17 protein-coding genes are annotated in these 25,298 nt (G+C 69.2%); 15 read left to right on the top strand and 2 right to left on the bottom strand.

What is annotated here, in order from left to right; all coding sequences use genetic code 11:
* Nucleotides 1-258 precede the first annotated feature (258 nt).
* The 7 genes from uvrA to C2L80_RS06065 all read left to right on the top strand — a co-directional run bounded on the left by uvrA (nt 259) and on the right by C2L80_RS06065 (nt 11,081).
* Nucleotides 259-3,150 (top strand): excinuclease ABC subunit UvrA, encoded by a 2,892-nt coding sequence (uvrA, locus tag C2L80_RS06095; RefSeq protein ID WP_087195273.1) that lies wholly within the window; start codon nt 259-261, stop codon nt 3,148-3,150.
* A 366-nt stretch (nt 3,151-3,516) separates the two neighbouring features.
* Nucleotides 3,517-5,049: a GNAT family N-acetyltransferase gene (locus tag C2L80_RS06090; protein ID WP_476707478.1), complete on the top strand. Its 1,533-nt coding sequence runs from the start codon at nt 3,517-3,519 to the stop codon at nt 5,047-5,049.
* Nucleotides 5,050-5,406: 357 nt separating this feature from the next.
* The gene (locus C2L80_RS06085; protein WP_087195274.1) at nt 5,407-7,023 is read left to right on the top strand and encodes a GNAT family N-acetyltransferase; all 1,617 of its coding nucleotides are present in this window, start codon (nt 5,407-5,409) and stop codon (nt 7,021-7,023) included.
* Between the two features lie 120 nt (nt 7,024-7,143).
* A complete protein-coding gene (locus tag C2L80_RS06080; RefSeq protein WP_087195308.1) occupies nt 7,144-7,632 on the top strand; it encodes a GNAT family N-acetyltransferase in 489 nt (162 codons plus the stop codon).
* 115 nt (nt 7,633-7,747) lie between these two features.
* Nucleotides 7,748-8,554 (top strand): hypothetical protein, encoded by an 807-nt coding sequence (locus tag C2L80_RS06075; RefSeq protein WP_087195275.1) that lies wholly within the window; start codon nt 7,748-7,750, stop codon nt 8,552-8,554.
* A gap of 570 nt (nt 8,555-9,124) precedes the next feature.
* Nucleotides 9,125-9,391, top strand: a complete 267-nt coding sequence (gene tatA / locus C2L80_RS06070; protein WP_087195276.1) for a twin-arginine translocase TatA/TatE family subunit — start codon at nt 9,125-9,127, stop codon at nt 9,389-9,391.
* 199 nt (nt 9,392-9,590) lie between these two features.
* Nucleotides 9,591-11,081 carry a helix-turn-helix transcriptional regulator gene (locus C2L80_RS06065; RefSeq protein ID WP_087195277.1) on the top strand — a complete coding sequence of 497 codons (1,491 nt, stop codon included), beginning with the start codon at nt 9,591-9,593 and terminating at the stop codon, nt 11,079-11,081.
* Nucleotides 11,082-11,110: 29 nt separating this feature from the next.
* Here C2L80_RS06065 and C2L80_RS14735 read toward each other — a convergent pair whose 3' ends face one another.
* Nucleotides 11,111-12,142 (bottom strand): helix-turn-helix transcriptional regulator, encoded by a 1,032-nt coding sequence (locus C2L80_RS14735; protein WP_157941025.1) that lies wholly within the window; start codon nt 12,140-12,142, stop codon nt 11,111-11,113.
* Between the two features lie 492 nt (nt 12,143-12,634).
* Between C2L80_RS14735 and C2L80_RS06055 the strand changes: the two genes are divergently transcribed.
* From C2L80_RS06055 to C2L80_RS06045, 3 genes are all read left to right on the top strand, one after another.
* On the top strand, nt 12,635-13,528 hold the full coding sequence (locus C2L80_RS06055; RefSeq protein ID WP_092200751.1) for an energy-coupling factor transporter transmembrane component T: 894 nt from the start codon (nt 12,635-12,637) through the stop codon (nt 13,526-13,528).
* Complete coding sequence (locus C2L80_RS06050; protein ID WP_087195279.1) at nt 13,525-15,159, top strand: ABC transporter ATP-binding protein; 1,635 nt, start codon at nt 13,525-13,527, stop codon at nt 15,157-15,159. Before C2L80_RS06055 ends, C2L80_RS06050 begins: the two co-directional genes overlap by 4 nt.
* Nucleotides 15,160-15,255: 96 nt before the next feature.
* Nucleotides 15,256-15,864: an MptD family putative ECF transporter S component gene (locus C2L80_RS06045; protein WP_087195280.1), complete on the top strand. Its 609-nt coding sequence runs from the start codon at nt 15,256-15,258 to the stop codon at nt 15,862-15,864.
* Here the strand turns inward: C2L80_RS06045 and C2L80_RS06040 are convergent.
* Nucleotides 15,861-16,238, bottom strand: a complete 378-nt coding sequence (locus C2L80_RS06040) for a hypothetical protein (RefSeq protein ID WP_087195281.1) — start codon at nt 16,236-16,238, stop codon at nt 15,861-15,863. The two genes, C2L80_RS06045 and C2L80_RS06040, sit on opposite strands and share 4 nt — an antisense overlap.
* 556 nt (nt 16,239-16,794) lie before the next feature.
* On the opposite strand from C2L80_RS06040, the gene C2L80_RS06035 reads away from it, so the two are divergent.
* The 5 genes from C2L80_RS06035 to C2L80_RS06015 all read left to right on the top strand — a co-directional run bounded on the left by C2L80_RS06035 (nt 16,795) and on the right by C2L80_RS06015 (nt 25,218).
* On the top strand, nt 16,795-18,681 hold the full coding sequence (locus C2L80_RS06035) for an ABC transporter ATP-binding protein (protein ID WP_103262854.1): 1,887 nt from the start codon (nt 16,795-16,797) through the stop codon (nt 18,679-18,681).
* Nucleotides 18,671-20,404: an ABC transporter ATP-binding protein gene (locus C2L80_RS06030; RefSeq protein WP_087195283.1), complete on the top strand. Its 1,734-nt coding sequence runs from the start codon at nt 18,671-18,673 to the stop codon at nt 20,402-20,404. Before C2L80_RS06035 ends, C2L80_RS06030 begins: the two co-directional genes overlap by 11 nt.
* Nucleotides 20,405-20,773: 369 nt before the next feature.
* The gene (gene murB, locus C2L80_RS06025; protein ID WP_087195284.1) at nt 20,774-21,736 is read left to right on the top strand and encodes a UDP-N-acetylmuramate dehydrogenase; all 963 of its coding nucleotides are present in this window, start codon (nt 20,774-20,776) and stop codon (nt 21,734-21,736) included.
* Nucleotides 21,737-22,273: 537 nt separating this feature from the next.
* A complete protein-coding gene (gene cydD, locus C2L80_RS06020; RefSeq protein ID WP_103262853.1) occupies nt 22,274-24,043 on the top strand; it encodes a thiol reductant ABC exporter subunit CydD in 1,770 nt (589 codons plus the stop codon).
* Entirely contained in the window at nt 24,040-25,218 is a 1,179-nt protein-coding gene (locus C2L80_RS06015; protein ID WP_239938750.1) for an amino acid ABC transporter ATP-binding/permease protein, read from the top strand. The genes cydD and C2L80_RS06015 overlap by 4 nt, the downstream gene beginning before the upstream one ends.
* Nucleotides 25,219-25,298: the final 80 nt, after the last annotated feature.

Raw genomic sequence — 25,298 nt, 5'->3', positions numbered from 1 at the left:
TCCGCGCGCAGACGGCGGGGTGCGCGGGAGCGGGAGGCAGGGCGGCGCACAAAGGGGTGGGGAACAGGGCGACGTCTTTGTCCGCATGAGGGGCGTTCCGAACCGAACGAAATGTGGGCAAACCTTGAACGGCTTACCGGAACAGATGTTCTTTCGATAAAGGCCGTCGGCACTGCGCTACAATGAATGGTCGCACGAAACGCTCATTTCCGCCCGCGTCGCCCCGCGCGCCGGGCGGTGGACAGGATAGGGAAGCGCATGGGACAGAACGCCATCGTCATCAAGGGCGCCCGCGAGCACAATCTCAAGGACGTCGACCTCACGATACCCCGTGACGAGCTCGTGGTGATCACGGGGCTGTCGGGCAGCGGCAAGTCGTCGCTCGCCTTCGACACGATGTACGCCGAGGGCCAGCGCCGCTACGTGGAGAGCCTCTCCAGCTACGCGCGCATGTTCCTCGGGCAGATGAGCAAGCCCGACCTCGACAGCATCGACGGGCTGTCGCCCGCGGTGTCCATCGACCAGAAGACCACGAGCAAAAACCCCCGCTCCACTGTTGGCACCACCACCGAGATATACGACTACCTGCGCCTTCTGTTCGCGCGCGTGGGCGTGCCGCACTGCCCGGAGTGCGGGCGGCCCATCATGAAGCAGACCACCGACCAGGTGACCGACGAGATACTGGCGCTCGCGCCCGACGCCAAGGCCATCGTCATGGCGCCCGTGGTGGCCGGCCGCAAGGGCGAGTTCACGAAGCTGTTCGCCGACCTGGCGCGCGAGGGCTTCTCCCGCGTGCGCATCGACGGCGAGATCGTGAAGCTCGACGGCGAGCCGCGTACGCTCAACAAGAAGATCAAGCACTTCATCGACGTGGTGGTTGACCGCGTGCAGCTGAAAGAGAGCGCCACGAGCCGCATTGCCGAGGCGGTGGAGGTGGCCACGAAGCTCGCCGACGGGCGTGTGCTCGTGCAGGTGCTGGGGCCGGACGGCAAGCCGCTCGGGGAGGGCGGCGGGCGCTCCTCGGGCGCGACGGGTGGCCTCGGGGCGGGCGAGCATATCTTCTCGCTCGCGCTCGCGTGCCCCGAGCACGGCCATTCGATGGACGAGCTGCAGCCGCGCGACTTCAGCTTCAACGCCCCCTACGGCGCATGCCCGGATTGCCTCGGCATCGGCAGCCGCGAGGAGGTGGACGCCTCCCTCGTGGTGCCCGACCCGTCGCTGTCGCTTGCCGAGGGCGTGATCGCCCCCTTCCGCACGGGCAACTACTACCCGCAGGTGCTGCGCGCCGTGGCGAAGCACCTGGGCGTGGACGAGGACACGCCGTGGGAGGACATGCCCAAGAAGGCGCAGGACGCGCTTCTGCACGGCCTCGGCAAGGAGAAGGTGCGCGTGGACTACGTGACCGTGGACGGGCGCGAGACGTATTGGTGCATCGAGTGGGAGGGCGCGCTCGCGGCGGTCATGCGCCGCTACCAAGAGGCGCAAAGCGACGCGCAGCGCGAGAAGCTGCAGAGCTACTTCGCCATCGTGCCGTGCGCCACCTGCGGCGGCAAGCGCCTGAAGCCGGAGATTCTCGCGGTGACGGTGGGCGGCAAGTCCATCCACGAGGTCACCGAGATGGGCGCGGCCGAGGGTCTGCGCTTCTTCGAGGGGCTTTCCTTCGAGGGCCAGCAGAGCCACATCGCCGGGCCCATCGTGAAGGAGATCAAGGCGCGGCTCAAGTTCCTCGTGGACGTGGGGCTGGACTACCTCACGCTCGAGCGGGCCACGGCCACGCTCTCCGGCGGCGAGGCGCAACGCATCCGGCTCGCCACGCAGATCGGCGCGGGGCTCATGGGCGTGCTGTACATTCTGGACGAGCCGTCCATCGGCCTGCATCAGCGCGACAACGAACGGCTCATCGCCACGCTCGCGCACCTGCGCGACCTCGGCAACACCGTGGTGGTGGTGGAGCATGACGAGGACACCATCAGAAGCGCCGACTTCGTGGTGGACATGGGGCCGGGCGCGGGCGAGCATGGCGGCGCAGTGGTGGCCGCGGGCACGCCCGAGGAGGTGGCGCGCGCCGAAGGCTCGCTCACGGCCGACTATTTAAGCGGGCGGCGCCGCATCGAGGTGCCCTCCGCGCGCCGCAAGCCGCGCCGCGGGGCGCTCAAGCTGACGGGCGCGACTGAGAACAACCTGAAGAACGTCACGCTCGAAGTGCCCTTCGGCACGCTCACCGTGGTGACGGGCGTGTCCGGCTCGGGAAAAAGCTCGCTTGTCACCGACACGCTGGCCCCGGCGCTCGCGAACCGCGTGAACCACGCGCATCGGCGCACGGGCGCGTACAAGAAGATCACGGGGCTGGACAAGATCGACAAGGTCATCAACATCGACCAGAGCCCCATCGGGCGCACGCCGCGCTCGAACCCGGCCACCTACATCGGCCTGTGGGATGACATCCGGGCGCTGTTCGCCAGCACGCAGGAGGCCAAGGCGCGCGGCTACTCGCCGGGGCGGTTCAGCTTCAACGTGAACGGCGGGCGCTGCGAGGCGTGCAAGGGCGATGGCCAGATCAAGATCGAGATGCACTTTTTGCCCGACATCTACGTGCCCTGCGAGGTGTGCGGCGGCGCGCGCTACAACCGCGAGACGCTGCAGGTGACCTACCGCGGCAAGAGCATCGCCGACGTGCTGGACATGACGGTGGAGGACGCCCTTTCGTTCTTCGAGAACATACCCGGCATCAAGCGCAAGCTGCAGACGCTGTTCGACGTGGGGCTGGGCTACATCCGCCTCGGGCAGCCGGCCACGACGCTCTCCGGCGGCGAGGCGCAGCGCGTGAAGCTGGCGAGCGAGCTGCAGCGACGTCAGACCGGCAAGACGTTCTACATCTTGGACGAACCCACCACGGGCCTGCATTTCGAGGACGTGCGCCAGCTTCTGGCCGTGCTGCAGCGGCTCGTGGACGCGGGGAACACGGTGCTCGTCATCGAGCACAACCTCGACGTCATCAAGTGCGCCGACCGCATCGTGGACCTCGGCCCCGAGGGCGGCGAGGGCGGCGGCCGCATCGTGGCGCAGGGCACCCCCGAGGAGGTGGCCTCGGTTCCCGAGAGCCATACCGGCCGCTTCGTGAAGAAGATGCTCGCGGACGGGCGGCTGTAGCCCGTTGCCGTGCGCGGCGCGGGCGCCCCGTCCTCGAGTGGCGCTTGCGCCTTCGCCGCATGATGTTCGAGCGGGCGTTTCGCGTGGGGTGCGAACGGCGGCGCGCGCCGACGGTGCCCGCCCGCCGATTCCTTTCGGCACGGTTTCGCCGTCGAAGCGGAAAGCCCGGCTTGGGCGCTCGGGGCATCGCGCCGGGCTGCGGCTCCGCAGAGGGGAGGCGCAGCCGGTCTTCGCCGATTCCCCCCGAGAACCCCTTTACCGCAAGGTCGGATCGTGCGAAAATGCGTCGCCGACGCAGGAGGCGCCGATGCGGGCAAGGGGGTCGATCAGGTGGCGCAGACGGGTGCGGCGGTCGAGGGCCGCCATGTGGCGCGGGGCGTGGCGTGCGCGCTCGCGGGAGGAGTGTGCTGGGGGTTCTCGGGAACGTGCGCCCAGTTGCTGATGAGCGACTACGGCGCTCCCGCCACGTGGATCACCTGCGTGCGCATGGTCATCGCCGCCGTGTTCTTCCTGTTCCTCACTGCAGTGCGCGACTGGCGCGACCTCGTGGCGGTGCTGCGCGACTGGCGCTCGCTCGCGCGCATCGCGGCCTTCGCCGTGTTCGGCGTGCTGCTTACGCAGCTCAGCTACCTCAACGCCATCGGCTACACGTCTGCCGGGGTTGGCACCACCATCGAGCAGGTGGGGCTCGTGATCATCATGCTGTACGTGTGTCTGCGCACGCGGCGTCTGCCGCGCGCTCGGGAGGCGGCGGGCCTCGTGTTCGCGCTCGGCGGCATGGCGGTCATCGCCACGCAAGGCGATCCGAGCAGCCTCGCCATACCCGTCGAGGGCTTGGCCTGGGGTCTCGTGTCGGCCGTGGCGCTGTCGTTTTACACGCTCATGCCCGTGCGGGTGCTGGCGAAATGGGGCTCGATGCTCGTGACGGGCCTGGCCATGCTGTTCGGGGGATCGGCGGCGTCGCTTGTCGTGCAGCCGTGGACGATGGACGTGCAGCTTTCCGGCGGAGGTCTGGCCGCGCTCGTGGCCATCGTGCTGGTGGGAACGCTGGGCGCTTACATGCTCTACCTGCAGGGGGTCGCCGATGCGGGTCCGGTGAAAGCGAGCCTTCTGTGCTGCGCCGAGCCGGTGTCGGCCACGGTGCTCGCGCTCGTATGGCTGCACGCCCCCGTATCCGTATGGGACGCGGTCGGCTGCGTCCTCATCGTGGTCATGATCTTCCTCGTCACCGAGCGCGAGCGGAGGCCCGCCGCCGCACCCGCCGAGGCGGCGCCCGACGCTGGGCTGGACTCGGAGAACGGAGCGATCCCCGACGACCCGCCGCTATTCGCCGGCCGCGCGTCGGTTCTCGGCTACTACGCGAGCCGTCCCGCCGCGCGCGAGGACTTCGGCCGCGTGTCGGCGTTGCTCGACGTCGGGCACGAGACGTTCGCCTCGCTCGGTATCGACGAGGGGCGCAACAAGAAGTACCCTTCGGCGCGCCGCCTTATGCACAGCATCAAGAACGGCACGACGCACGTGGTGGAGGACGAGCGGGGCCGTCTCATCGCGGTGTTCGCCGTGTCGTTCGCGCCCGACAAGAACTATGCGCGCGGCATCGACGGGGCGTGGCTGACCGACATGCGCGCCGACCCTCAGCCTTACGCCGAGCTGCACTGGGTGGCAGTGGACCGGCCCGCGCGGCGCCGCGGCGTGGGCATGTTCATCCTCGACAAAGCCGACCGGATCGCGCGGGAAGGCGGGCGCGCGAGCATCCGTGCCGACGTCTACCCGGAGAACGCGCCCATGCGAAGGCTGCTCGAGAAGCACGGCTACGAACGGTGCGGCGAGATCGTGGTCAAAGACGTGCTTGGCCGTGAGAAGCGCCGTGCGGCCTACGAGCGTCTGCTGCACGGGTAGGTTGCCGAGGAGTTGGGAGGGGCCCTTGCCGGCGGGGCCAAAAGGGCGCTTCGCACTGCTTGCGCCTTTTGCGGCCGTTGTCGGCTTCGCGCGATTCCGCAGACGCGGGGCGCTTGCGGACCGCAGGGCGCGCCTCTTCGGGGCGGCGCGTGGCGAGCTCTTCCCGGCATCTGCCCAGCATCCTTCCTATCGCCGTTTGACGTGGCTTTTTGAGCGCTTGCGCAAAACTTGGCGAAAGTCGCGCCGCGCCCCTTTACCGACGCGGTTCGACGTGCGACAATGCGCAGGTGCCCCTGGAGGGCGCGAAGGAACGGGACGCGTCCGGAGGGGCGCTCGGTGGCGCGGAGAGGAGACGGCATGGCTTCGACTGCTGTGGGGACGGCCTCTCGGGAAAGGGCTTCGGCGGACGCTCGAACGGGCGGGCGCGTGGCGCGCGGCATCGCGTTCGCGGCGCTCGGCGGCATCTGCTGGGGCTTCTCGGGCACGTGCGCCCAGCTCATGACGAGTGGCTTCGGCGTTTCTGCGTCGTGGATCACCTGCGTGCGCCTGCTTTCGGCCGCGGTCATCTTCCTCGCGGTGTGCGCCGTGCGCGAGCCGCGCAACCTGCTGGCCGCCCTGCGCGATGTCCGCTCGCTCGCACGCATCGCGGCGTTCGCGCTTTTCGGCGTTTTGCTCACGCAGATGAGCTATCTTACCGCCATCTCGTACACGAACGCGGGCACGGGCACCGTGCTCGAGCGCTTGGGGCTCGTGCTCATCATGCTGTACGTGTGCCTGCGCACGCGGCGGCTTCCGAAGGTGCGCGAGGCGGCGGGCCTCGTGCTGGCCATCGCCGGCACGGTGCTCATCGCCACGAAGGGCAACCTCGGCGCGCTCGCCATCCCGGCCGAGGGCCTGTTCTGGGGCCTCGTGTCGGCGTTCGCGCTCGCCTGCTACACGCTCATTCCCGGCAAGGCGCTCGAGAAGTGGGGCAGCTTCATCGTCACGGGGCTGTCCATGCTCATCGGCGGCGTGGTGGCCACGGCGGCCGTGCGGCCCTGGACGATCGAGGTGGACCTCTCGCTCGACCTCGCGCTTGTCATGGGGGCGATGGTGCTCGTGGGCACGTTCGCGGCGTATTTGTTCTATCTGCAGGGCATCACCGACGCGGGCCCCGTGCGCGCGGGTCTCGTCGGCTGCGTGGAGCCGGTGTCGGCCACGGCGATCTCGGCCGTGTGGCTGGGGACGCCGGTCGTGCCGGTGGATCTTGCAGGGGTTGCGCTCATCATCGGCATGATGTTCCTCGTGGCGCAGCGAGACGACCGTCCGGCGCAGGGAGCGGCCGCCTATGACGGGGCGGTGGACAACCTGCCGCCGTTTCAAGGGCGTGCGACCGAGCTGGGATACTACCGCGCGCGCCGTGCTGTGCGCGGCGACTTCGGGCGCATGAAAGAGGTGCTCGAGGACGGGCGGCGCGCCGTGCGCGCGCTCGGCATCAAGGAAGGGCGCAAGCGGTATCCTTCGGCGCGACGCCTCATGCGCGCCATCGACGACGGGTGCGCCTACGTGGTGGTCGCTCAGCGGACCGCCGACGGCGAAGGGGCCGCAAGCGCTCAGGACGCTGCCGGATCGGAGCGCGTCATCGGCGTGTTCGCGCTCGATCCGAAAGGCGATCCCGCCTACGCGCACGCTGTGGGCGCGCGATGGGCCGACGGCGCAGGTGGGCCGGACGGCGGGGCGGTCTACGCGGCGCTGCACTGGGTGACGGTGGCCGCGGGAGCGCGCAGACGTGGCGTGGGCGGCTACATTCTTGGAACCGCCGAGCGCATCGCGCGCGAGGAGGGGCTTTCGAGCATCCGCGCCGACGTGTATCGCGAGAACGCGCCCATCCGCGCGCTGCTCGAAGAGTACGGCTACCGGCACTGCGGCGACATCGAGCTGAGACCCGGTCTCGGCCGCGTGAGGCGGCGCGCCGCCTACGAGCGAACCTGGTAGGCCTGCCGCGCCCGGAAGATCGGGCGGCGTGGGCGGGCAACGACGAACGACCAAACGACGAGAGAAAGCGAACCAGCTGTGCATTTCCGGAAAGCGACAGAGGGAGACGTCGACCGCATCATGGAGATCGTCGCGGACGGTCGGGCGGCCATCCGCGCGCTCGGCCTCGATCAGTGGCAGGGCGGTTACCCGCACCGTGGAGTGATCGAAAGCGACGTGGCGCGCGGGGAGTCCTATCTTGTGGAAGACGAAGGCGTGGTCGTGGCGACCGCCATGGTGGGCTTCTCGGGCGAGCGCGATTACGATTGCATTCGGGAAGGCGCGTGGCTCACGTCCTGCACTTCGGATGACCCGTGCTACGGCGTGGTGCACCGCGTGTCCACGGCCGCCGAGAGCCGAGGGCGGGGCGCCGCGGTTTTCGCGATGGCCGGCGCCGAAGGGCTGGCGCGCGAGCGCGGCGCGGCGAGCGTGCGCGTGGACACGCATCCCGGCAACGTTCCCATGCAGAGGCTGCTCGGACGGTGCGGCTACGTGCGATGCGGCATCATCCTCATCGGCCATGCCGAGGGGGCCACGCCCGAGCGGGTGGCCTTCGAGAAGCTCGTCTGAGCGATCGTGTCCGTCGCGTTCGCGGAAGCCGCAGGCTGCACCTCTTCCTGTCGAAATTCTGTCCCTTGCGGGACGTTCCGCTCGCAGGGGATGGGCGCGGTATAATGCGAGCACTATGCATTCCCGGTCTCGAGAGAAAATGGCGCTGGCGGTGTTTGCCGCCCTCATCATGCTGAGCTTGCTTGGGCTCGGATCGTATCTGGTCGCGGGCCATTCGTGGAACGTTGCGGCCTCCAACATCGACGACACCTTCGGCAGCATGGAAGGCTACACGGCTATCGTCTACGCCGGCACCGTCGATCCCGAGGGGTCCGAGGACGCCGAAGGGCCGGCAGACCTCTCCGACGGGCAGGGCGAGGCCGGTCCGACGCCGCATTCGGCAGCCGACGGGGCGCCGGACGGAGAGGGCGCAGGCCCGGAGCCTCTTTCCGAAGCCGAAACGCCCTCTGGCGCGGAGGCCGACACGCCCCCGTCTTCCGCGGTCGGACAGGACGGCGCGCAGCTTCCCCTCAGCGTGGACGACGTGAAGGAGAGCTACGAGAAGAAGGGCGCCACCGCGTTCTCGCTGTCCACGCTCGATCCCTCCCGTTACGAAGAGGGGGTCATCCTCAAAAGGGGAGGCCGCCGGTTCGGCGTGCTCGCCGTGACCGGGCCCGCGTCCCCCCGTTTCCTTGAGCGGCAGGCGGCCTACTTCGACGAGCATGCGGTGGACTTCGTCGTGGCGATCGTGTCCGACAGGGAGTACCTCGCGGGCATCGAGGGCTTCGACATCGTCATCTCGACGCAGGACGAGGGCTTGTTCGTGATGGGCGAGACGATCGGCTCGACGTTCTACGTGAGCGCCCCCGAGCTCGGGAAGGCGGGTGCCATCCTCATATCCCCGAGCAACGTCGTATCCGCCAAGGTCGTCGAAGGGCTGTAGGCTCTGCTCCGGCGATTCCCGCCGGTTGCATGCCCCTGTGCGATAGCGCGCGTCCCTGCTTTTGATCTCGTCGCCGTCTGTGTGATCGCCTCCTGTACGAAGGTGCGTTGGGAATTCGGCTGCGAGCGCGTTGGGCATGAAACGTCGAACATGAGCGCGGACGCTTGCGACGCGTGTGCGAAGGGCCGCGCATGCCGAGGTGCGAGCCTCGGGAATCCCAGATCTTTTGAAGGCTTGCGTGCTGCGGCCCGACATCCTCGATGCTTCGCGACGAGATGTGGTGGAGGGTGCAGAACTGGCTGTCTGTGCGCTTCGCTGTTTCGCGCGGCGGGAAACCGTTTAGGCTCTTCTTGGGTTGATGGTGGGCATTAAGCGCCCGATCTGGTAAGACGCATATCCTACCCCGTTTGCACGACAAAGCGAAACCGCGGCGAGCACGCAAAATCAGGCATCTGCACGATAGGCGGCCGCCGCGATCCGAGGCATACTGGCATCCGTTGAAAGCGAACAAGCGAAACGGAGGCCCGTCTGCGCGGCGCGGCCTGTCGAATTGGTAGGAGGCGCACAGATATGAAGATCCTTGGCATGGGGATGCCCGAACTGCTCATCATCCTGGCGGTGGCGCTGCTCATCTTCGGCCCGAAGAATCTGCCGAAACTCGGTGCCTCGCTCGGCAAGACGGTGAAGGGTTTGCGCGAGGGCATGAGCAGCGACGAGCCCGAGAAGGAAGCTGAGAACGTCGAGCTGGCCGTCGAGGACGAAGACGAAGAGCCCGAGCATCCGGCCCCCAAGAAGAAGACGGTCAGGGTCGCCAAGAAGACCGAGCAGACCGCCTAACCATCAACCACTCTCTTTTTCAGAGGCGCGATCCCTTCCCTCCCCGCGCCCGCAACCGCCCCGGCGAGCGTGCCGGGGCGGTTGCGCATTTGGGGGAGAAACGCATCGGCGCGCCGTGGGCTCTCGGAGCTTCGGGTATGATGGCAGAGGCCGCGTGTGCGGCCCCTGCCAGACGTTCGACAAGGGGGAAGGAACGACCGTGCCGTTCGGCGTGCGTGCTGCAAGTCTGCGCGATGAGGGCGCGCTTCGGGTGACGCTCGGCTTCGCCTGCCATCAAGGGTTCGTGTTCTCGCTGTTCTACCTGGGGCAAAACCGCGCGATCGGCGAGGGAGCGTTCGCGTTCGAGCGCGCCGACCTGTTCGGCGCGCTTCTGTGCATGGTCCTGTCGTTCGCGCTTTTGCGCGCCGCCTCGCCTCGCGCGCGCGACGCGCTTTTGGCAGGGCCTCTTCTGTGGTGCTACGCGGCGCTGCTCGTGCTCGGATCCCTCATGCCCTCCATCGCGGAGTCGGGGGCGGGCGGCATCGCGCTGGAGAGCCTGTTCGTGGGCGCCCCCGGCGGCCTCATGCTGGCGGCATGGGGCCGCGAGCTCGGACGGAGGCCGGTGGAGCGCGCAGTGCCCGGGGTGCTCGCGGCGTTTGGCGTGGCGGCTGCGGCGTGCCTGGCCGTCTCGGCGGTGCCCGTGTCCGAAGCGCTTCTCGCGTTGAAGCTCCTGCCGTTGGGAAGCGCGTTCGCTTTGCAAAGGGGCTCGCGTCGGGCGCATGCGCCTTCCAAAGGCGCGCGCGGCGCCGAGGAGGCGGCTTCTCTCACGTTCGGGGATCTCGTGGCCACGAGGGAGCAGCGCGCAGAGACGGCCAGGCTTTCGAAGAAGATCGTGGCGGGCACCGCTCTGTTCGGCTTGGCCGCCGGGTTCATGGAGACGTTCGGCTCCGATCCCGGTATGGCCTCGACGCCCGCGTTCGCGGCGGCGCTCCTTCTGCTCGTGCTGTTCTGCATCGCGGCGCTGCAGCTTCTGGTGGATGGGGCCTTGGGCGCGAGCGCGTCGGATGACGCCGAAGGGCCGCTCGATGCCGCTTACCGCCTCGCCGTGCTCGTGATGATGGCGGGCTTTCTGTTCGTGCCGGTGTTGGGCGCGTTCGGTGTTCCGGGCGAGGCCATCGTGCTTGCCGGCTACCTCGGACTCACGTGCGTGCTCGTGTCGCTGTTCCTCGTGATGGCGAAGATCACGGGGCAGGATGCGGCGCTGTCGTTCGCCCGCGGGTTCGCGGCGCTCTACGCGGGGGAGATGGCGGGCGTGGTGCTGGGCAACGGCATCGAGCTCATGGAGCCGGCGGGCCAGGCTCCCTATGCCGTCGCGGCCACCGCAGGGCTTGCGGCGCTGTTCTCCTATCTGTTCCTGTTCACGGAGCGCGACTTCAGGGCCCTGTCGGTGATCGTGCGCGACGCGGATAGGTTCGAGGACGCCTGCGCGGCCATCGCGGAGAGGTTCGGGCTGTCCAGGCGTGAGGCCGAGGTGCTGCCGCTCGCGCTGCGGGGCCGCACGGGCGAGCGCATCGCCGCCGAGCTGTTCATCTCGAAGAGCACGGTGGAGACGCACCTGCGCCGCATCTACGCCAAAACGGGCACGCATGGCCGCCAAGAGCTCATCGACTTGGGCGAGCGCACCGTGCGCTCGCTGGGCAGGAGCGCCTGAGGGGGTCGGGCGGGCGCTCCTCGGGACCCTCACTCGCCTGCGCGGCTCGATTCCGGCTGCGGCGCGGACGTCTGGCCCCTCATCGCCCGGAACGCGTGCGGCGTCACGCCGAAGCGGTCCTTGAACGCCTCCGAGAAGCTTCCCTGGCGCGCGAATCCCACGGCCGCGGACACGGCCGCCAGGGAGTCGTCGGTCTGGACGAGCAGCTGGCAGGCCCGCTCCATGCGGCGGTCGCGCACCCAGCCCATCGGCGTGGTGTTCTCGATGTCCTTGAACAGCCCGGTGAGCTTGCTGGCGCTCACGCACGACGCCTGGCACAGATCCTCCAGCGCCATGACCTCGCCCAGATGCTCGCGCGCGTAGGCGCATGCGAGGTTGAACGCCGTGCGGTCGGCGGGGCGGATGCGCGCGCCGCCCTTCCGCTGCAGCGAGTTCCACCAGTCCACCACGAGCGCGCACGCCTCCACGGCCTTGCTGTCGTAGTACGCCCGCGCCACCGGTTCGCCGGGGCACGTGCGACGCACCTCGTCGAACAGGTGCAAGAGGGCGAGGTTGCGGTGCGTGCCGTCCAGCGCCGCGATGGCCGAGGCCAGCGCGAGCGGGTCCACGCCGATGCGGGCCGCCATCTGCGCTGCGCCCTCCGGCGTGAGGGCGAGGCTTGTCACGGCCAGCGGGCTGCCGGGTTGCACGATGTTGCGGTAGAAGCTGTCGTGCCAGATGTAGCCCAGAAGCGTGCCGGTTTCCACGCCGTCGTCCACCTTCGAGAACGCCGTGAAGTAGGGGATCATGCCGCGGCCGTAGCTGCCGAAGCACAGCATGTCGGCGCAGTGCATGGACATGTCGGTCTTGCGGTGGAACTCAAGGTCGAACACGGCGAACGCCGCGGTGCCGTTCATGGAGTAGTACCAGTACGTGCCCTCGCCCCACGCGGGGTCGATGCGCCAGCCGCGCCCGCAGCGGCGCAGCTCGCCCTCCTCGAAGGGGATGCCGTGCATGGCCTTCACCTGGGGCGCGAACATCTCCTCGATCCCCGTCGTTCGCTTGGTGTCGCGGGTGGTCACGAAGGCTCCTTTCCGTTGCGGGGCGGTTCCCCTGCGGCGCGGACGGACACCGCGCCTCGACCGGCGGCTCGAAGTGCGCTTTGCCTGCGGCCTGAGGGCTTGCCGCTCATTCATTCGCTTGCGCCGGGGGTGAGCGCCGCGCCTTCCCTGCGGTTCGAGGGTGCGCCGCTCGTCCATCCGTTTGCGCCGCACGACCCTTCGGTTTTCGGCGCGATCGCATCGTTTTTCGGCTTGGGCGTGCCAATGGGGTAAATCGACGCGCTCTTTCCGTTTTCTCGCTAATATGTTAACTATGGCTAATAGTAAAGAACTCTTTCAGCGATTGCAAGCGGAGCCTCGAACCTTCCTGGGGGGGGGTCGTCCATGAGCGCACAGCCTCCGGCGACGGTTGCCAAAGCCGCATGCGGATCCTCCTGCGGGCCGTCTGCCTTCGCCTCCTCGGCTCTCGGAGAGCCCTGTGCTCGCGCGGTTTGCGAGGCGGCGGCCTCTCCGATGTCGGCTGACGGGCTTTCCGAAGCCGGTGGGAAGGGCGTTGCCGAGGTTTCGGCGGGCGGGATGGCTTCGGGCGCCGCGTCGCACGCCCTTTCCGCGGATGCGCCGAAGGAGCCCGTCGCTCCGGATGCCGCTTCCGGCGCGCGATCCTCCTGCGTATCCGGCTCCGTCCCCGTTCGCGGTGCGCTGGCGGCGCGGCGGCTCGACCCGCGCGTGTCCGTGGCCATCCTCGTGCTGCTGAACGCCATCGCGTTCTCGCCGAACACGATGGGCGCCCACTTCGCCATGGTGGGGCTGTGCGCCGTCGTGTGCGTCTGGTGCGGGCGCGCGGCCTCGGCTGCGCGCTGGTGCGCGGTGTACGTGGCGGTGACCGCCGTCGGTTACCTGTCGCTGCTCGCGCCCAGCTCGGCAGCGGCCTCGTTCGCGGTCATCCTCGTGGTGGTGCGCTGCGTGTTCTGCATCGGCATGTTCGCATCGAACATGATCGCCACCACGCGCGTGGGCGAGCTGGCGTGCGCGCTCCAGCGCGTCCACCTGCCGCGCCACGCCATCATCGCGCTGTGCGTGGCGCTGCGGTTCTTCCCCACGATGGCGGCCGAGTTCACCTCGGTGGTGGAGGCCATGCGCGTGCGCGGCGTGCCGCTGAACGCCCGCATGGTGGTGACGCAGCCCGTGCGCGTGATGGAGAACCTGCTCGTGCCCGTGATGAGCCGCCTTGCCATCGTGGCCGACGAGCTGGGCAACGCTGCCACCGTGCGCGGCATGGACTCGTCGCGCCCGCGCACGTCGTACTACGACCTGCGGCTGCGCGCGATGGACTGGCTCATGCTGGCGGCGTTCGGGGTGGTGGCCGCGTTTCTGCTGGGCGTGCGGATGGGCTGGTGGCTCGCATGAGCGCGCCGGCGATCGAATTTCGCGACGCGGGCTTCTCCTACGCCGCGCTGGACGGGGAGGCCGACGGCGCGCCGCGCGGGGCAGCGGGGGCGTCGGACGGCGGCTCGGGCGCGCACGCGCGCGGGGCGGCATCCGTGTCCGGCGTGAACCTCGTGGTTCGCCCGGGGGAATGCGTGGTGCTCACCGGGCCGTCCGGCTGCGGCAAGACCACGCTCACGCGCATGGTGAACGGCCTCATCCCCGCCTTGTACGCGGGCGAGGCGACCGGCGAGGTGCTGGTGCAGGGCGTGCCGATGGACGCATGGGAGATGGATGACCTGTCGTGTGCCGTGGGCAGCGTGTTCCAGAACCCGCGCAGCCAGTTCTTCAACTTGGACACCACCTCGGAGGTGGCGTTCGGCTGCGAGAACATGGGCGTGCCGCAGGGCGAGATGCACGCGCGCGTGGCGGCCACCGTGCGCGAGCTTTCCATCGAGCGTTTGATGGAGCGCGATATCCGCGCGCTGTCCGGCGGCGAGAAGCAGCTGGTGGCCGTGGCGTCGGTGCATGCGATGGAGCCGTCCGTGTTCGTGCTGGACGAGCCCACCGCCGCGCTGGACGTGGACGCGATGAAGCGCTTGCGCGACGTGCTGGCGCGCTTGAAGGCCGCCGGCAAGGCGATCCTCGTGGCCGAGCATCGCCTGTGGTGGCTCGCGGGTGTGGCGGATCGCATCGTGCTTATGGAAGACGGCCGCATCACCTGCGACCTGCCCGTCGCCGAGTTCGCCGCGATGCCCGCTGCCGAGCGCGCCCGCAAGGGCCTGCGCGCCTGGGACATCGCCGAGGTGGAGCCGGCTGCCAAGGATTCGGAGGACCGGGGCGGCGTGGAAGCGCGCACCCTTGAGGCTTCATGCGCGGAAGAACCCGCCCATCCCCTCCTTGAAGTGCGGGGCCTTGAAGCGCGCTACGGGCGGCGCGGCGCGGCGGTCGTCCGCAACTGCGAGTTCTCCGCGCAGGCGGGGCGCGCGGTGGCGCTCGTGGGGCGCAACGGGGCGGGCAAGACCACGCTGGCGCGCTGCCTCGCGGGACTGCACGCCGAGAGCGCGGGCGAGGTGCGCCTGTCGGGGCGCGCCCTCGGCCCGCGCGAACGGGCGGGCCGCGTGTACCTTGCCATGCAGGAGAGCGGCTACCAGCTGTTCAGCGACACGGCGGCCGGCGAGCTGCGCCTCGCCCTCGAAGCGCGCGAGCGCCGCGATGGCGAGGCGCTTCCCGAGGAGGAGGCCGCGGCCCTCGTCGACCGCACGCTTGCCGACTTCGCCCTCGGGGACTTCCGCGAGCGCCATCCGCTGTCGCTTTCGGGCGGCCAGCGGCAGCGCCTCGCCATCGCCGCCGGCGCGCTGCAGGGGGCGCGCGTGATGGTGCTGGACGAGCCTACGAGCGGCCTCGACCTCGCCAACATGCGTCGCGTGGCCGCGCAGATCGAGCGGCTGAAGGCGCGCGGCACCTGCCTCGTCATCGTCACGCACGACTTCGAGTTCGCATGCGCCACCTGCGACGAGCTGGCCTTCATGGCCGACGGCCGCATCGCGGAGCGCTTCGCGTTCTCGCCGCGCACGCTGCGCCGCGCACGGGAGGTGTTCGGCTTCGGGTAGGTCGGCGCGGCGCGCCTCGCCGGATAAGGAACCATGCGGGAGAGGGCCTTTGTGCCCGACCGCTCAGCCAATCCAGTCAATCGAAGGGAGTTTCACATGGTCACTGCGGCAAACGCCCAAAATTCGGGCAAGTTGGTAGGGAAGGACTTCATCTTCATCGCGATCTTCGGCGTGCTTTTGTTCGTCGTGTTCTTCATCTTCGCGATGGTGCTGGGCATGAACGCCAACACGTTCTGGTTCACGCACGCCATCGGCGCCATCCCGGCGGGCATCGTGTGGATGTATTTGCTGGCGCGCGTGCCGAAGCGCGGCGCGATCCTCATCATGTCGGTGCTGGTGGCGGTGGTGGCGCTGCTTTTGGGCATGTTGTGGACGGGCCCGGTGGGCATCATTGTGGGCGGCGTTCTGGCAGAGCTCATCGTGAGCGTGGGCAAGCGCTCGACGGTGAAGAACGTCATCGCGTTCGCCGCGTGGACGCTGGCCTTTTGGGTGGGCCAGCAGTCGATGATCTTCCTTGCGGGCGACTCCTACGTGGACATGGTGGTGCAGTCCGGCATGAGCGTGGAGTACGGCCAGACCCTCGTCAGCTTCATGCAGAGCCCGCTCATCGCCGTGGCCGGCGTGGGCTGCGTGGCAGGCGCCCTCATCGGCGGCTTTTTGGGCGCGAAGATCTTCAAGAAGCACTTCGCGAAGATCGCCGCCTAGCCGGGATGCCGGGCGCGCTCGGTGCGCTCTATGTGTTCTGCCCCGTTTTGTTCTGCCACATCTCCTGGAGGGGGCGTGGCGGGGCGCGTCTGTTCCGGGGCGGGTGCCCCGTTGCGCAACACCTGCCCCGTTGCGCTGTCCGGCCCCGCGCTTTGGCGACGCTGCGGTGTTGGGGTGGTGATGCCGGATTCCGCGTCCCGCCTTGCCTGCTGCTCCTCTTCGATTTCTTGGGCGAAGCGATCCATCTTCTCCTCCACGGAGCTGCGGATGCCGAAGAGGGTTCGACGGCTTGAGACGGCGCGCGGCTGCGCGCCGCTCGCTTGATCGAGCAGCTGCTCGCGGATGAGCCGCCATGTTCTCTCGAAGTCCTCCATGCCGCCATGATAGCACCTGTTAGAGGGCGGCGCTTCTCGCGTGGCCTCCCGCAAACCTCTTTTTTGGAAAGGGGGAGGGTTTGCCTCTCGATTTTGCGCGGAGAACCCCTTCGCGCGGCGAAAATTTGCGATTGGCGAACGGTTTTGGGGTTACGGAGAGCGTGGCGGGAAGCAGTTGGAGGGAAAAGCCCAGTTGGTGTTGTTCCGTGCGGGCATGGCGGGATTCGAAACGCCGCCGAAGGCGACCAAACCGTTCACTAATCGCAAATTTCTTTCAAGAAGGATGCATCTCCGCGTGTTTCAGCCGCTCGCGCTGGTGCATGGGGCATGGCATTTCGTCTCGCTCCCTCTTTTAGAGGGGCGTTTGCGCCAAGTTCGTTTCGCCGCGATATCTCACCCGGTTCACTGCACGCGAGCGAACTTGCTCCCCTTTATTTACCCCATCTTATTCACTTTTTCGGCGGGATCGCTCGATTCTGCTGTTTTGCCCCTGCGTTTCGGATGGGGCGTTATTTTATTCCCCGAAGCTAACATGAGAGAAAGGCGGCGGCGATCTATGGATGGGAAGCAGAAAGCGCCCGGGGCATCCGAAGCCCCCAAACCTTCCAAACCTCCCAAGCCCCCCAAGCAGCGCAACCCCATCGCGCGGCTTTTGGACTTCGCGGGCGGGCACAGGAAGCTCACCGTGCTGGGGTGCGTGCTGTCGGGCGTGAACGCGGTGCTGTCCATCGCAATGCTCGTGTGCGTGTGGTTCGTGCTGCGCGACCTCGTGGCGGTGGCTCCGAACTGGGCACTGGCCACCCATGCGGCCGCGTACGGCCTCGCGGCGCTCGCGTTCGCGCTCGCGGGGCTTATCGTGTACTTCGCGGCGCTCATGTGCACGCATCTGGCGGCGTTCCGCACGGCCACGAACATGCGCAAGGCCGCGCTCGCGCACCTTTCGCGCGTGCCGCTCGGGTACTTCGGCACGCACTCCACCGGCGAGCTGCGGCGCGTCATCGAGGGGGCGACGGGGCTCACCGAGGGCGTGCTGGCGCACCGCTTCCCCGACTTCGTGGGCGCGCTCGTCACGCCGGTGGCGTTTTTCGTCGTCATGTTCGTGTTCGACTGGGTGCTGGGGCTTTTATGCCTCGTGCCCATCGTGGTGTCGGCGCTGTGCATGATGTGGATGATGGCCGGCGGCGGGGGCGACGAGAACACCAACATGATGACGTTCATGAAGAACTACCAGGACGCGCTCGACCGCATGAACAAGGGTGCGGTGGAGTACGTGCGCGGCATCCCGGTGGTGAAGGTGTTCCAGCAGACGGTGCGGTCGTTCCACACGTTCCGCGACGCCATCCAGGCGTACGTGGATTTCGCGAACGCCTACGTGCGCCTCTGCACGCCCCCGCAGGTGGCGCAGCTCGTGGCCATCAACGCCACGTTCGCGGTGCTGGTGCCGGCGGGCATCCTGCTGGCGCAGAGCGCGGGCGACTTCCCGGCGTTTCTGTCGGACTTCCTGTTCTACGTGGTGTTCTCGGCGCTCACCACCATGATGATGACGAAGGTGATGTACGCCTCGCAAGCGCTCACCGAGGCGCAGGACGCCGTGATGCGCCTCGAGGGCATCCTCGGCGCGCCGCTCATGCACGAGGTCGCGCCCGACCGGGCGAAGGAGCCGGCCGGCAACAGCATCGAGTTCGACCACGTGAGCTTCACCTACCCCACGGCCGACGCGCCGGCGCTGCGCGACGTGACGCTTTCCGTGCCCGCAGGGGCCACGGTGGCGCTCGTGGGGCCCTCGGGCGGCGGCAAGACCACGGCGGCCAGCCTCGTGCCGCGCTTCTGGGACGTGGGCGAGGGCGCGGTGCGCATCGGGGACGTGGACGTGCGCGACATCCCGCAGCGCGCGCTGATGGAGCGCGTGGCGTTCGTGTTCCAGAACGAGCGGCTGTTCAAGCAGAGCATCGCCGACAACATCCGCGCCGCGCGGCCCGGCGCCACGCGCGCGGAGGTGGAGGCGGCGGCGAGCGCGGCGCAGTGCGACGACATCGTGGCGAAGCTGCCCGACGGGCTGGACACCGTGGTGGGCGCCGCGGGCGTGCATCTGTCCGGCGGCGAGCGGCAGCGCGTGGCCTTGGCCCGCGCCATCCTGAAGGACGCGCCCATCGTGGTGCTGGACGAGGCCACGGCGTTCGCCGACCCCGAGAACGAGGCGCTCATCCAGCGCGCGCTCGCGCACCTCACGCGCGGCAAGACCGTGCTGATGATCGCGCACAGGCTATCCACGGTCGTGGGGGCGGACAAGATCTGCGTGCTGGCCGACGGGCGGCTCGTGGAGGAGGGCGCCCACGACGAGCTGGCGGCGGCCGGCGGCGTGTACGCCCGCATGTGGGAGGACTACCGGCGCGCCGCCGCGTGGCGCATCGGCAAAGCGGAAGGAGGCGGCCATGCTGCGTAGCGCGCTGGGCCTGACCGAGCAGGGCATGCGGAACTTCAAGCGCGGCGTGTTCTTCTGCACGCTGGCCAACCTGATGCTGTTCGCGCCCATCGGCATCCTGTTTCTTTTGGTGAACGACTTCATGAACCACCTCGTGAACGGCGCGGAGCTGCCGCAGCTGGCGCCGTATGTGGCGGGCGTGGCGGCAATACTTGCGCTCATCGCGCTCACGCAGTGGCTGGAGTACCGCAACACCTACGGGCCGGTGTACGAGGAGAGCGCGCGCAAGCGCGAGGGCATCGCCGAACATCTGCGCAGGCTGCCGCTGTCGTTCTTCGGGCGGCGCGACCTTGCCGACCTCACGAACACCATCATGAAGGACTGCGCCGATCAGGAGCGTTTGTTCATGCACGTGGTGCCGCAGCTGTTCGGCACGGGCATCTCCACGGGCATCGCCATCGTGTGCGTGCTGGCGTTCGACTGGCGGCTGGGGCTGGCGGCGTTCTGGCCGGTGCCGGTGGCGTTTGCGTTCATGGGGCTTCTGATGGGGCTCGTGCGCCGCAAGGTGGAGGCCAAGGAGCGCCAGCGCCTCGTGATGGCCGACGGCGTGCAGGAGTTCCTCGACTGCGCGCAGGAGATCCGCGCCACCAACCAGTCCGAGGCGTTCCTCGGCGGCCTCGGGGGCAAGCTGGACGAGATGGAGCGCCGCATGGTGGCCTCCGAGTTGGCGACGGGTGCCACCATCTCCTCGGCCCAGGCGTTTCTGAAACTGGGCATCGCGTCCACCGTCTTGGCGGGGGCGGGGCTGATCGTGGCCGGCCAGGTGGACTTCATGACGTACTTCGCGTTCTTGCTGGTGGTGACGCGCGTGTACGACCCGGTGAACGTGGTGCTGCAATCCACGGCTGAGCTGGCCGAGATGCGCCACTCCATCAAGCGCACGAACGCGTTGTCGGCCGAGCGCCCCATGACGGGCGCGACCTCGTTCGCGCCGCAGGGCCACGACCTCGCGTTCGAGGACGTGTCGTTCTCGTACAACACGGGCGAGCAGGTGCTTTCCGGCGTGACGTTCACGGCGCGCGAGGGCGAGGTGACGGCGCTCGTGGGGCCGTCGGGGTCGGGCAAGTCCACGGTGGCGAAGCTGGCGGCGCGCTTCTGGGACGCCGACGGCGGGCGCGTGACCTTGGGCGGCGTGGACGTGTCGGGCGTCGACCCGGAGACGCTGCTTTCCGACTACGCCGAGGTGTTCCAGGACGTGGTGCTGTTCGACGAGACGGTGATGGAGAACATCCGGCTCGGCCGCGCCGACGCCACGGACGAGGAGGTGCTGGCGGCGGCGCGCGCTGCGAACTGCGACGAGTTCGTGCGGAGGATGCCTCAGGGCTACGCCACGCGCATCGGCGAGAACGGCGCGCGCCTCTCCGGCGGCGAGCGGCAGCGCATCAGCATCGCGCGGGCGCTTCTGAAGGACGCTCCGGTGGTGCTTTTGGACGAGGCCACGGCGTCGCTCGACGTGGAGAACGAGACGCAGGTGCAGGCGGCGCTGTCGCGGCTGCTCGCGGGCAAGACCGTGATCGTGATCGCCCACCGCATGCGCACCGTGATGAGCGCGGACAAGATCGTCGTGCTGAAGGAGGGCCGCGTGGCCGAGCAGGGCGCGCCCGCCGAGCTGATGTCCCGCGAGGACGGTCTGTTCCGCCGCATGGCCGAGCTGCAGGGAGCCGCCGCCGACTGGACCGTGTGACGCCGGGGCGGGGGAGGGCGCGGCGTGCCCGCGCGGGCGGCGCGCCCTTACCTCGTCCGCTTGGGGCGCGCCTCGCCGCCCGGGACGGTCGGTTTTCGCGCCGAAACGACGTTTCCTGCGGCAAGGCGACGACGGTGTGCCGTGGCCGCGCTCAGCTGAGAGCGACTGCGGCCCGTTCGCGCGGGCTTTCCGCGAACGCGTCGCCTGCGGGGCAGGTGGAAAGGGCTGCGGCCCCGCCCCTCGGTTCGACGGTTTCAAGGCCTTTTCGCGAGCTGGGGCGATCAAGGCCCTTCGCCCGCCTTCGATGCGCTACCATGGCATCGAGCGCCCAGAGGGCGCGCCGTCGCAGAGAGGGAGGGACGCCCGACCATGGATCGAACGCTGCTTGAAACCGCCTTCGCGGACATGATCGGCGACGGGGCCGCGCGCCTCGGCGAGCCGATGGCCGCCCACACGACGTTTCGCATCGGAGGCCCGGCCGACATGCTGGTCGAGCCGCGCTCGGAAGGCGAGCTGCGCCTGGCGTACGCCCGCTGCCGCGATCTGGGCGCGCCCGTGTTCACGCTGGGCTTGGGCAGCAACGTGCTCGTGGCCGACCGGGGCCTGCGCGGCGTGGTGGTGAAGGTCGCGGGCGCCTTTTCGGCGATCCGGATCGACGGGGAGGACGGTGCGGACGACGCCCTCCTGAGCGTCGAGGCGGGGGCCTCGAACGCGCAGGTGGCCGAGGCGGCGTGCGCGGCGGGGCTTGCGGGCTACGAGTTCGCCTCCGGCATACCGGGGACCGTGGGCGGCGCGGCCGTCATGAACGCGGGCGCGTACGGCGGCGAGTTCGCGGACGTCGCAACATCGGTGCGCTGCCTCGCGCCGGACGGCTCCCTCGTCGAGGTGCCCGCCGAAGACGCCGGGTGGGGCTATCGCCGCTCCATGATGGGCGATGCGGGCCTCGTGGTGCTCGGGGCCGCGCTGCGCCTCGCGCGCGACCCCGAAGGCCCGCGCGCCGTTCGCGCGCGCATGGACGACCTCGCGCGGCGGCGTGCGGAGAAGCAGCCCCTCGAGCTGCCGAGCGCGGGCAGCACCTTCAAGCGGCCCGAGGGCCATTTCGCCGGCAAGCTCGTCCAGGACGCGGGTCTGCGCGGCTTCCGCATCGGCGGGGCCCAGGTGTCCGAGAAGCACACGGGGTTCGTCGTGAACGCGGGCGGCGCGACGGCCGACGACGTGCGCCGTCTGATCGCCGAGGTGCGCAGGCGCGTGCGGGAGGCGTCCGGCGTGACGCTCGAGCCCGAGGTGAGGATGTGGGGCTTCGAGGAGCCGTTCGGGGACGGGGCTCTTTGATGCCGGCCCCTTCTCGGTGTCGCAATGTCGCATGATATCGGAACAAATGTTTCACGTGAAACATTTGTTCTCGGTCTGTCCTTGTTCGTCGCGTCCGCCGAGTGCGCGGGAGCGGGGCGGGAAGGCGCGCAGACGGGCCCTGCGTCCTGGTTCCATCCGCATCCTGCGCGCGGGGCCGCAGAGAGCCGGAACGCGGACGGCCGCCCCTTTCGCGACCGTGTCCGGACAAGGTTCGGAAGGGCGGCTCCTTCGCTGCGGGACGCCGGGGACGTCGGGGATGCCGGAAGCGTCGGGAGCGGCAGGGGAGGGGAAGTGCGCTTTTGCGGTTCGCGGGAGTCTTCGCCGATCCGGCACGGCAAGGCCGGTTGCGCCGAGGGCCTTGCGAAGCGGATCCGCCACATGCAGGACGCAGGGGCAGGGCGCGCGAAAAGGGCGGCTCGCCGAAGACGCTGCGAAGGCGCGGCGCATTTTGCGTTCACTCGAAGGCCCATATATGATACTATTTGAAGATCATTTACGACGAGAAGGGGCTTTCCGATGATCGACCGCGCTCTGTTCGCGCTCGAGGGCGTTCGCGGGGTGCTCGCGGCGCTGCTGGCGCTCGCGACGACGCGCGCGCTGCTCGCGGTGGGCCAGGCGTGGACGCTCGCGAGCGCCGTCGTCGGCTTGTGGGCGGGCGAGCCGCTTGCGGGCCAGACGACGCGCATCGCCCTGTTCTTCGCCTGCTTCGTGGGCGCGCAGGGCGTGCGCTGCGCCCAGGACGCGCTCCTTGGCCGCTACGCCCGCGCGCGCGTCGAGGAGCTGCGCGACGGCCTTCTGCGGACGGTGTTCGAGCAGGGTGCGCGCATCGTGCAAAAGACGGGCACGGGCAGCGTGGCCGCCTTGGCCCTCGAGGGCATCGACCAGGTGGAGACGTACGTGCGCCTCGTGCTGCCGAAGATCGTATGCGTGGTCGCCGTGCCGCTTGTGGTGCTTCTGTGCGTGCTGCCCGTCGATTGGGTGTCGGGCTTGATCATGCTCGTTATGTACCCGGTCATCGTGTTCTACATGGGGCTGATCGGCCAGACGGCGAAGGCGGCCGCCGCGCGCCAGCACGACGAGTACCGGCGGCTGTCCAACCACTTCGTCGACTCGGTGCGCGGCATCGACACGCTCAAGCTGCTCGGTCAGGACAAACGCCACGGGGAGCGCATCTTCGAGGTGAGCGAGCGCTTCCGCGAGGCCACGGTGAAGACGCTGCGCATCGCCACGCTGTCCGGATCGGTGCTCGACCTCATCTCCACGCTGTCGCTGGCCGCCGTGGCCATCATGTTAGGGTTCAGGCTGGTGGACGGCTCGATCGCCTTCTTCCCGGCGCTGTTCGTGCTCGTGCTCGTGCCCGAGTACTTCAAGCCCATCCGCGAGTTCGCAAGCGACTACCACGCCTCGCTCGACGGAAAGAACGCGCTCGCGTCCATACAGGGGATCGTCGCGTCGGCGAAGGACGGCGAGGAGGCTCGCCGTGCGACGGCGGAGGGCGCTGCCGGATGCGGGGCGACGGGGCGCGAGCGCGAGGTTCTCGCGTGGAGCGAGGGGGCCGTCCTCGAGCTGTCCGGCGTGGGGTTCTCGTATCCCGACTGCGAGGCGCTTTGCGACGTGGCCTTCTCCGTGCGCGGCTTCAAGCGGATCGGCATCGTCGGCGCGAGCGGCTCGGGCAAGAGCACGCTTGCGAACGTCCTCGGCGGCTTTCTGGCGCCGAGCGCGGGCGTGGTTTTCGCGGCGGGCCGGCGGCTGGACGACCTGCGCGAGCCCTCGTGGCAGCGCCAGGTGCTCTACATCCCGCAGGATCCGTACCTCTTCCACGCCACGCTGCGCGAGAACATCGCGTTCTACCGTCCCGACGCCGCCGACGAGGAGGTCGAGCGCGCGGTGCGCGCCATGGGGCTCGAGGAGCTCGTGGCCGAGCTGCCCGAGGGCTTGGGCACGCTCGTGGGCGAGGGCGGCCGCGCGCTGTCGGGCGGGGAGCGGCAGCGCGTCGCGCTCGCCCGCGCGCTGCTCGACCGCTCGCGGCGCGTGCTCGTGTTCGACGAGCCCACGGCCCACCTCGACATCGAGACCGAGCTGGAGCTGAAGGAGCGCATGCTGCCGCTCATGGAGGGCCGCCTCGTGTTCTTCGCCACGCACCGGCTGCACTGGACGCACGACATGGACGCGGTGATCGTCATGGAGGGCGGCCGCGCGGTCGAGTTCGGCGCGCCGCGCGCGCTCGCCGCGCAGGGAGGCGCGTTCGCGCGCCTGGCCGCGCAGGTGGAAGGAGGTTGGCGATGAGCGGAAGCGTTGCGCAGGATGTGCCGCGCGGAGGGGATGGACCGGTCGCGGCGTGCCGCGACCGGTGGGTGAGGCCGTTTTTCCTCCGCTACCGCAAGGCGCTCGCCCTCGCGCTCGCGCTGGGGGTCGCCACGTTCTGCTTCGCCTCGGCGCTCATGGTGACCTCGGGCTACCTGGTGAGCGCCTCGGCCGTCGTCGAGACGGTGCTGTTTTTGCACCTGCCCCTCATACTCGTGCGCATCTTCGGCGCAGGCAAGCCCGTCTTGCAGTACCTTGAGCGCTTGACCAGCCACGACTGGGTGCTTCGCATGACGAGCGGCCTTCGGCGCAAGCTGTACGAGGCGCTTGAGCTCAACGCGGCGTCCTTCCGCGCGGCGCATCGCACGGGGGACGTGCTGGGCCTGCTCGCGGAGGACGTGGGGCATCTGCAGAACCTGTATCTGCGCACCGTGTTCCCCACGGCGGTGGCATGGCTGCTCTACGTCGCGCTCGTCGCGTGCCTGGGCTGGCTCTCGCTTCGCCTCGCGCTGGCGATGCTCCTCGTGCTGGGCGTGGCGGTCTTCCTCGTGCCGCTCGTGTCGGTCCTTGCCAACGCCGCTCGGCAAGCCCGCTGCAAGCAGATGAGAAACGAGCTGTACGCCGCGTTGACCGACAACGTCCTGGGCGTGTCCGACTGGGTGTTCGCGGGCCGGGGGGAGGAGTACCTTGCGCGCCACAAGGAGAGTGAGCGCGCGATGCGCGACCTCGAGGAGCGCATGGATCGCTTCGCCCGACGCCGCGACCTCGTGCTGCAGGCGCTGTTCGGCATCTGCGCGGTACTTCTGCTCGCTTGGGCGGGCGCGCGCTTCGGGCCGGAAGGGGGCGACGCCGTCCATTGGATCGCCGCGTTCGCGCTGGGGTTCTTCCCGCTCATCGACGCGTTCGCGCCGCTGTCCTCAGCGGCCGTGGAGGCGCAGTCTTATCGCGACTCCATCAGGCGCCTGAACGACCTTCCCGAGCCGAGCGGAGCAGCTTGCCGCGGCCTTGAGCCGCGCGCGCCGTTCGACCTGCGCATCGAGCGCGCGTCCTTCCGCTATCCGGGCGGCTCCCGCGACGTGCTGCGCGACGTGAGCCTGACGGTGCCGCAAGGGCAGCGCGTCGCCGTGCTCGGGCGCAGCGTCATGTTGAAGAGGTAGGTGCTCTGCTGGATGACGCCGACCCAGCGCGCCGCCTCGTCCCCGAAGCCGGCCGTCGGCGCGCTGGGTCGGCGTCATCC

Source organism: Rubneribacter badeniensis (assembly GCF_002899695.1).
In the GTDB taxonomy this organism is placed as follows: domain Bacteria; phylum Actinomycetota; class Coriobacteriia; order Coriobacteriales; family Eggerthellaceae; genus Rubneribacter; species Rubneribacter badeniensis.
Note: the sequence above shows the minus strand (reverse complement) of the source record. Positions and strands in the feature narration are given on the sequence as shown.

Bases quoted from the DNA above. Each gene is read 5' to 3' on its own strand.
- uvrA (WP_087195273.1), top strand. From the start codon at position 259: ATGGGACAGAACGCCATCGTCATCAAGGGCGCCCGCGAGCACAATCTC.
- C2L80_RS06085 (WP_087195274.1), top strand. From the start codon at position 5,407: ATGGCTTCGACTGCTGTGGGGACGGCCTCTCGGGAAAGGGCTTCGGCG.
- C2L80_RS06080 (WP_087195308.1), top strand. From the start codon at position 7,144: ATGGAGATCGTCGCGGACGGTCGGGCGGCCATCCGCGCGCTCGGCCTC.
- C2L80_RS06075 (WP_087195275.1), top strand. From the start codon at position 7,748: ATGCATTCCCGGTCTCGAGAGAAAATGGCGCTGGCGGTGTTTGCCGCC.
- tatA (WP_087195276.1), top strand. From the start codon at position 9,125: ATGAAGATCCTTGGCATGGGGATGCCCGAACTGCTCATCATCCTGGCG.
- C2L80_RS06055 (WP_092200751.1), top strand. From the start codon at position 12,635: ATGTCGGCTGACGGGCTTTCCGAAGCCGGTGGGAAGGGCGTTGCCGAG.
- C2L80_RS06050 (WP_087195279.1), top strand. From the start codon at position 13,525: ATGAGCGCGCCGGCGATCGAATTTCGCGACGCGGGCTTCTCCTACGCC.
- C2L80_RS06045 (WP_087195280.1), top strand. From the start codon at position 15,256: ATGGTCACTGCGGCAAACGCCCAAAATTCGGGCAAGTTGGTAGGGAAG.
- C2L80_RS06040 (WP_087195281.1), bottom strand. From the start codon at position 16,238: ATGGAGGACTTCGAGAGAACATGGCGGCTCATCCGCGAGCAGCTGCTC.
- C2L80_RS06035 (WP_103262854.1), top strand. From the start codon at position 16,795: ATGGATGGGAAGCAGAAAGCGCCCGGGGCATCCGAAGCCCCCAAACCT.
- C2L80_RS06030 (WP_087195283.1), top strand. From the start codon at position 18,671: ATGCTGCGTAGCGCGCTGGGCCTGACCGAGCAGGGCATGCGGAACTTC.
- murB (WP_087195284.1), top strand. From the start codon at position 20,774: ATGGATCGAACGCTGCTTGAAACCGCCTTCGCGGACATGATCGGCGAC.
- cydD (WP_103262853.1), top strand. From the start codon at position 22,274: ATGATCGACCGCGCTCTGTTCGCGCTCGAGGGCGTTCGCGGGGTGCTC.
- C2L80_RS06015 (WP_239938750.1), top strand. From the start codon at position 24,040: ATGAGCGGAAGCGTTGCGCAGGATGTGCCGCGCGGAGGGGATGGACCG.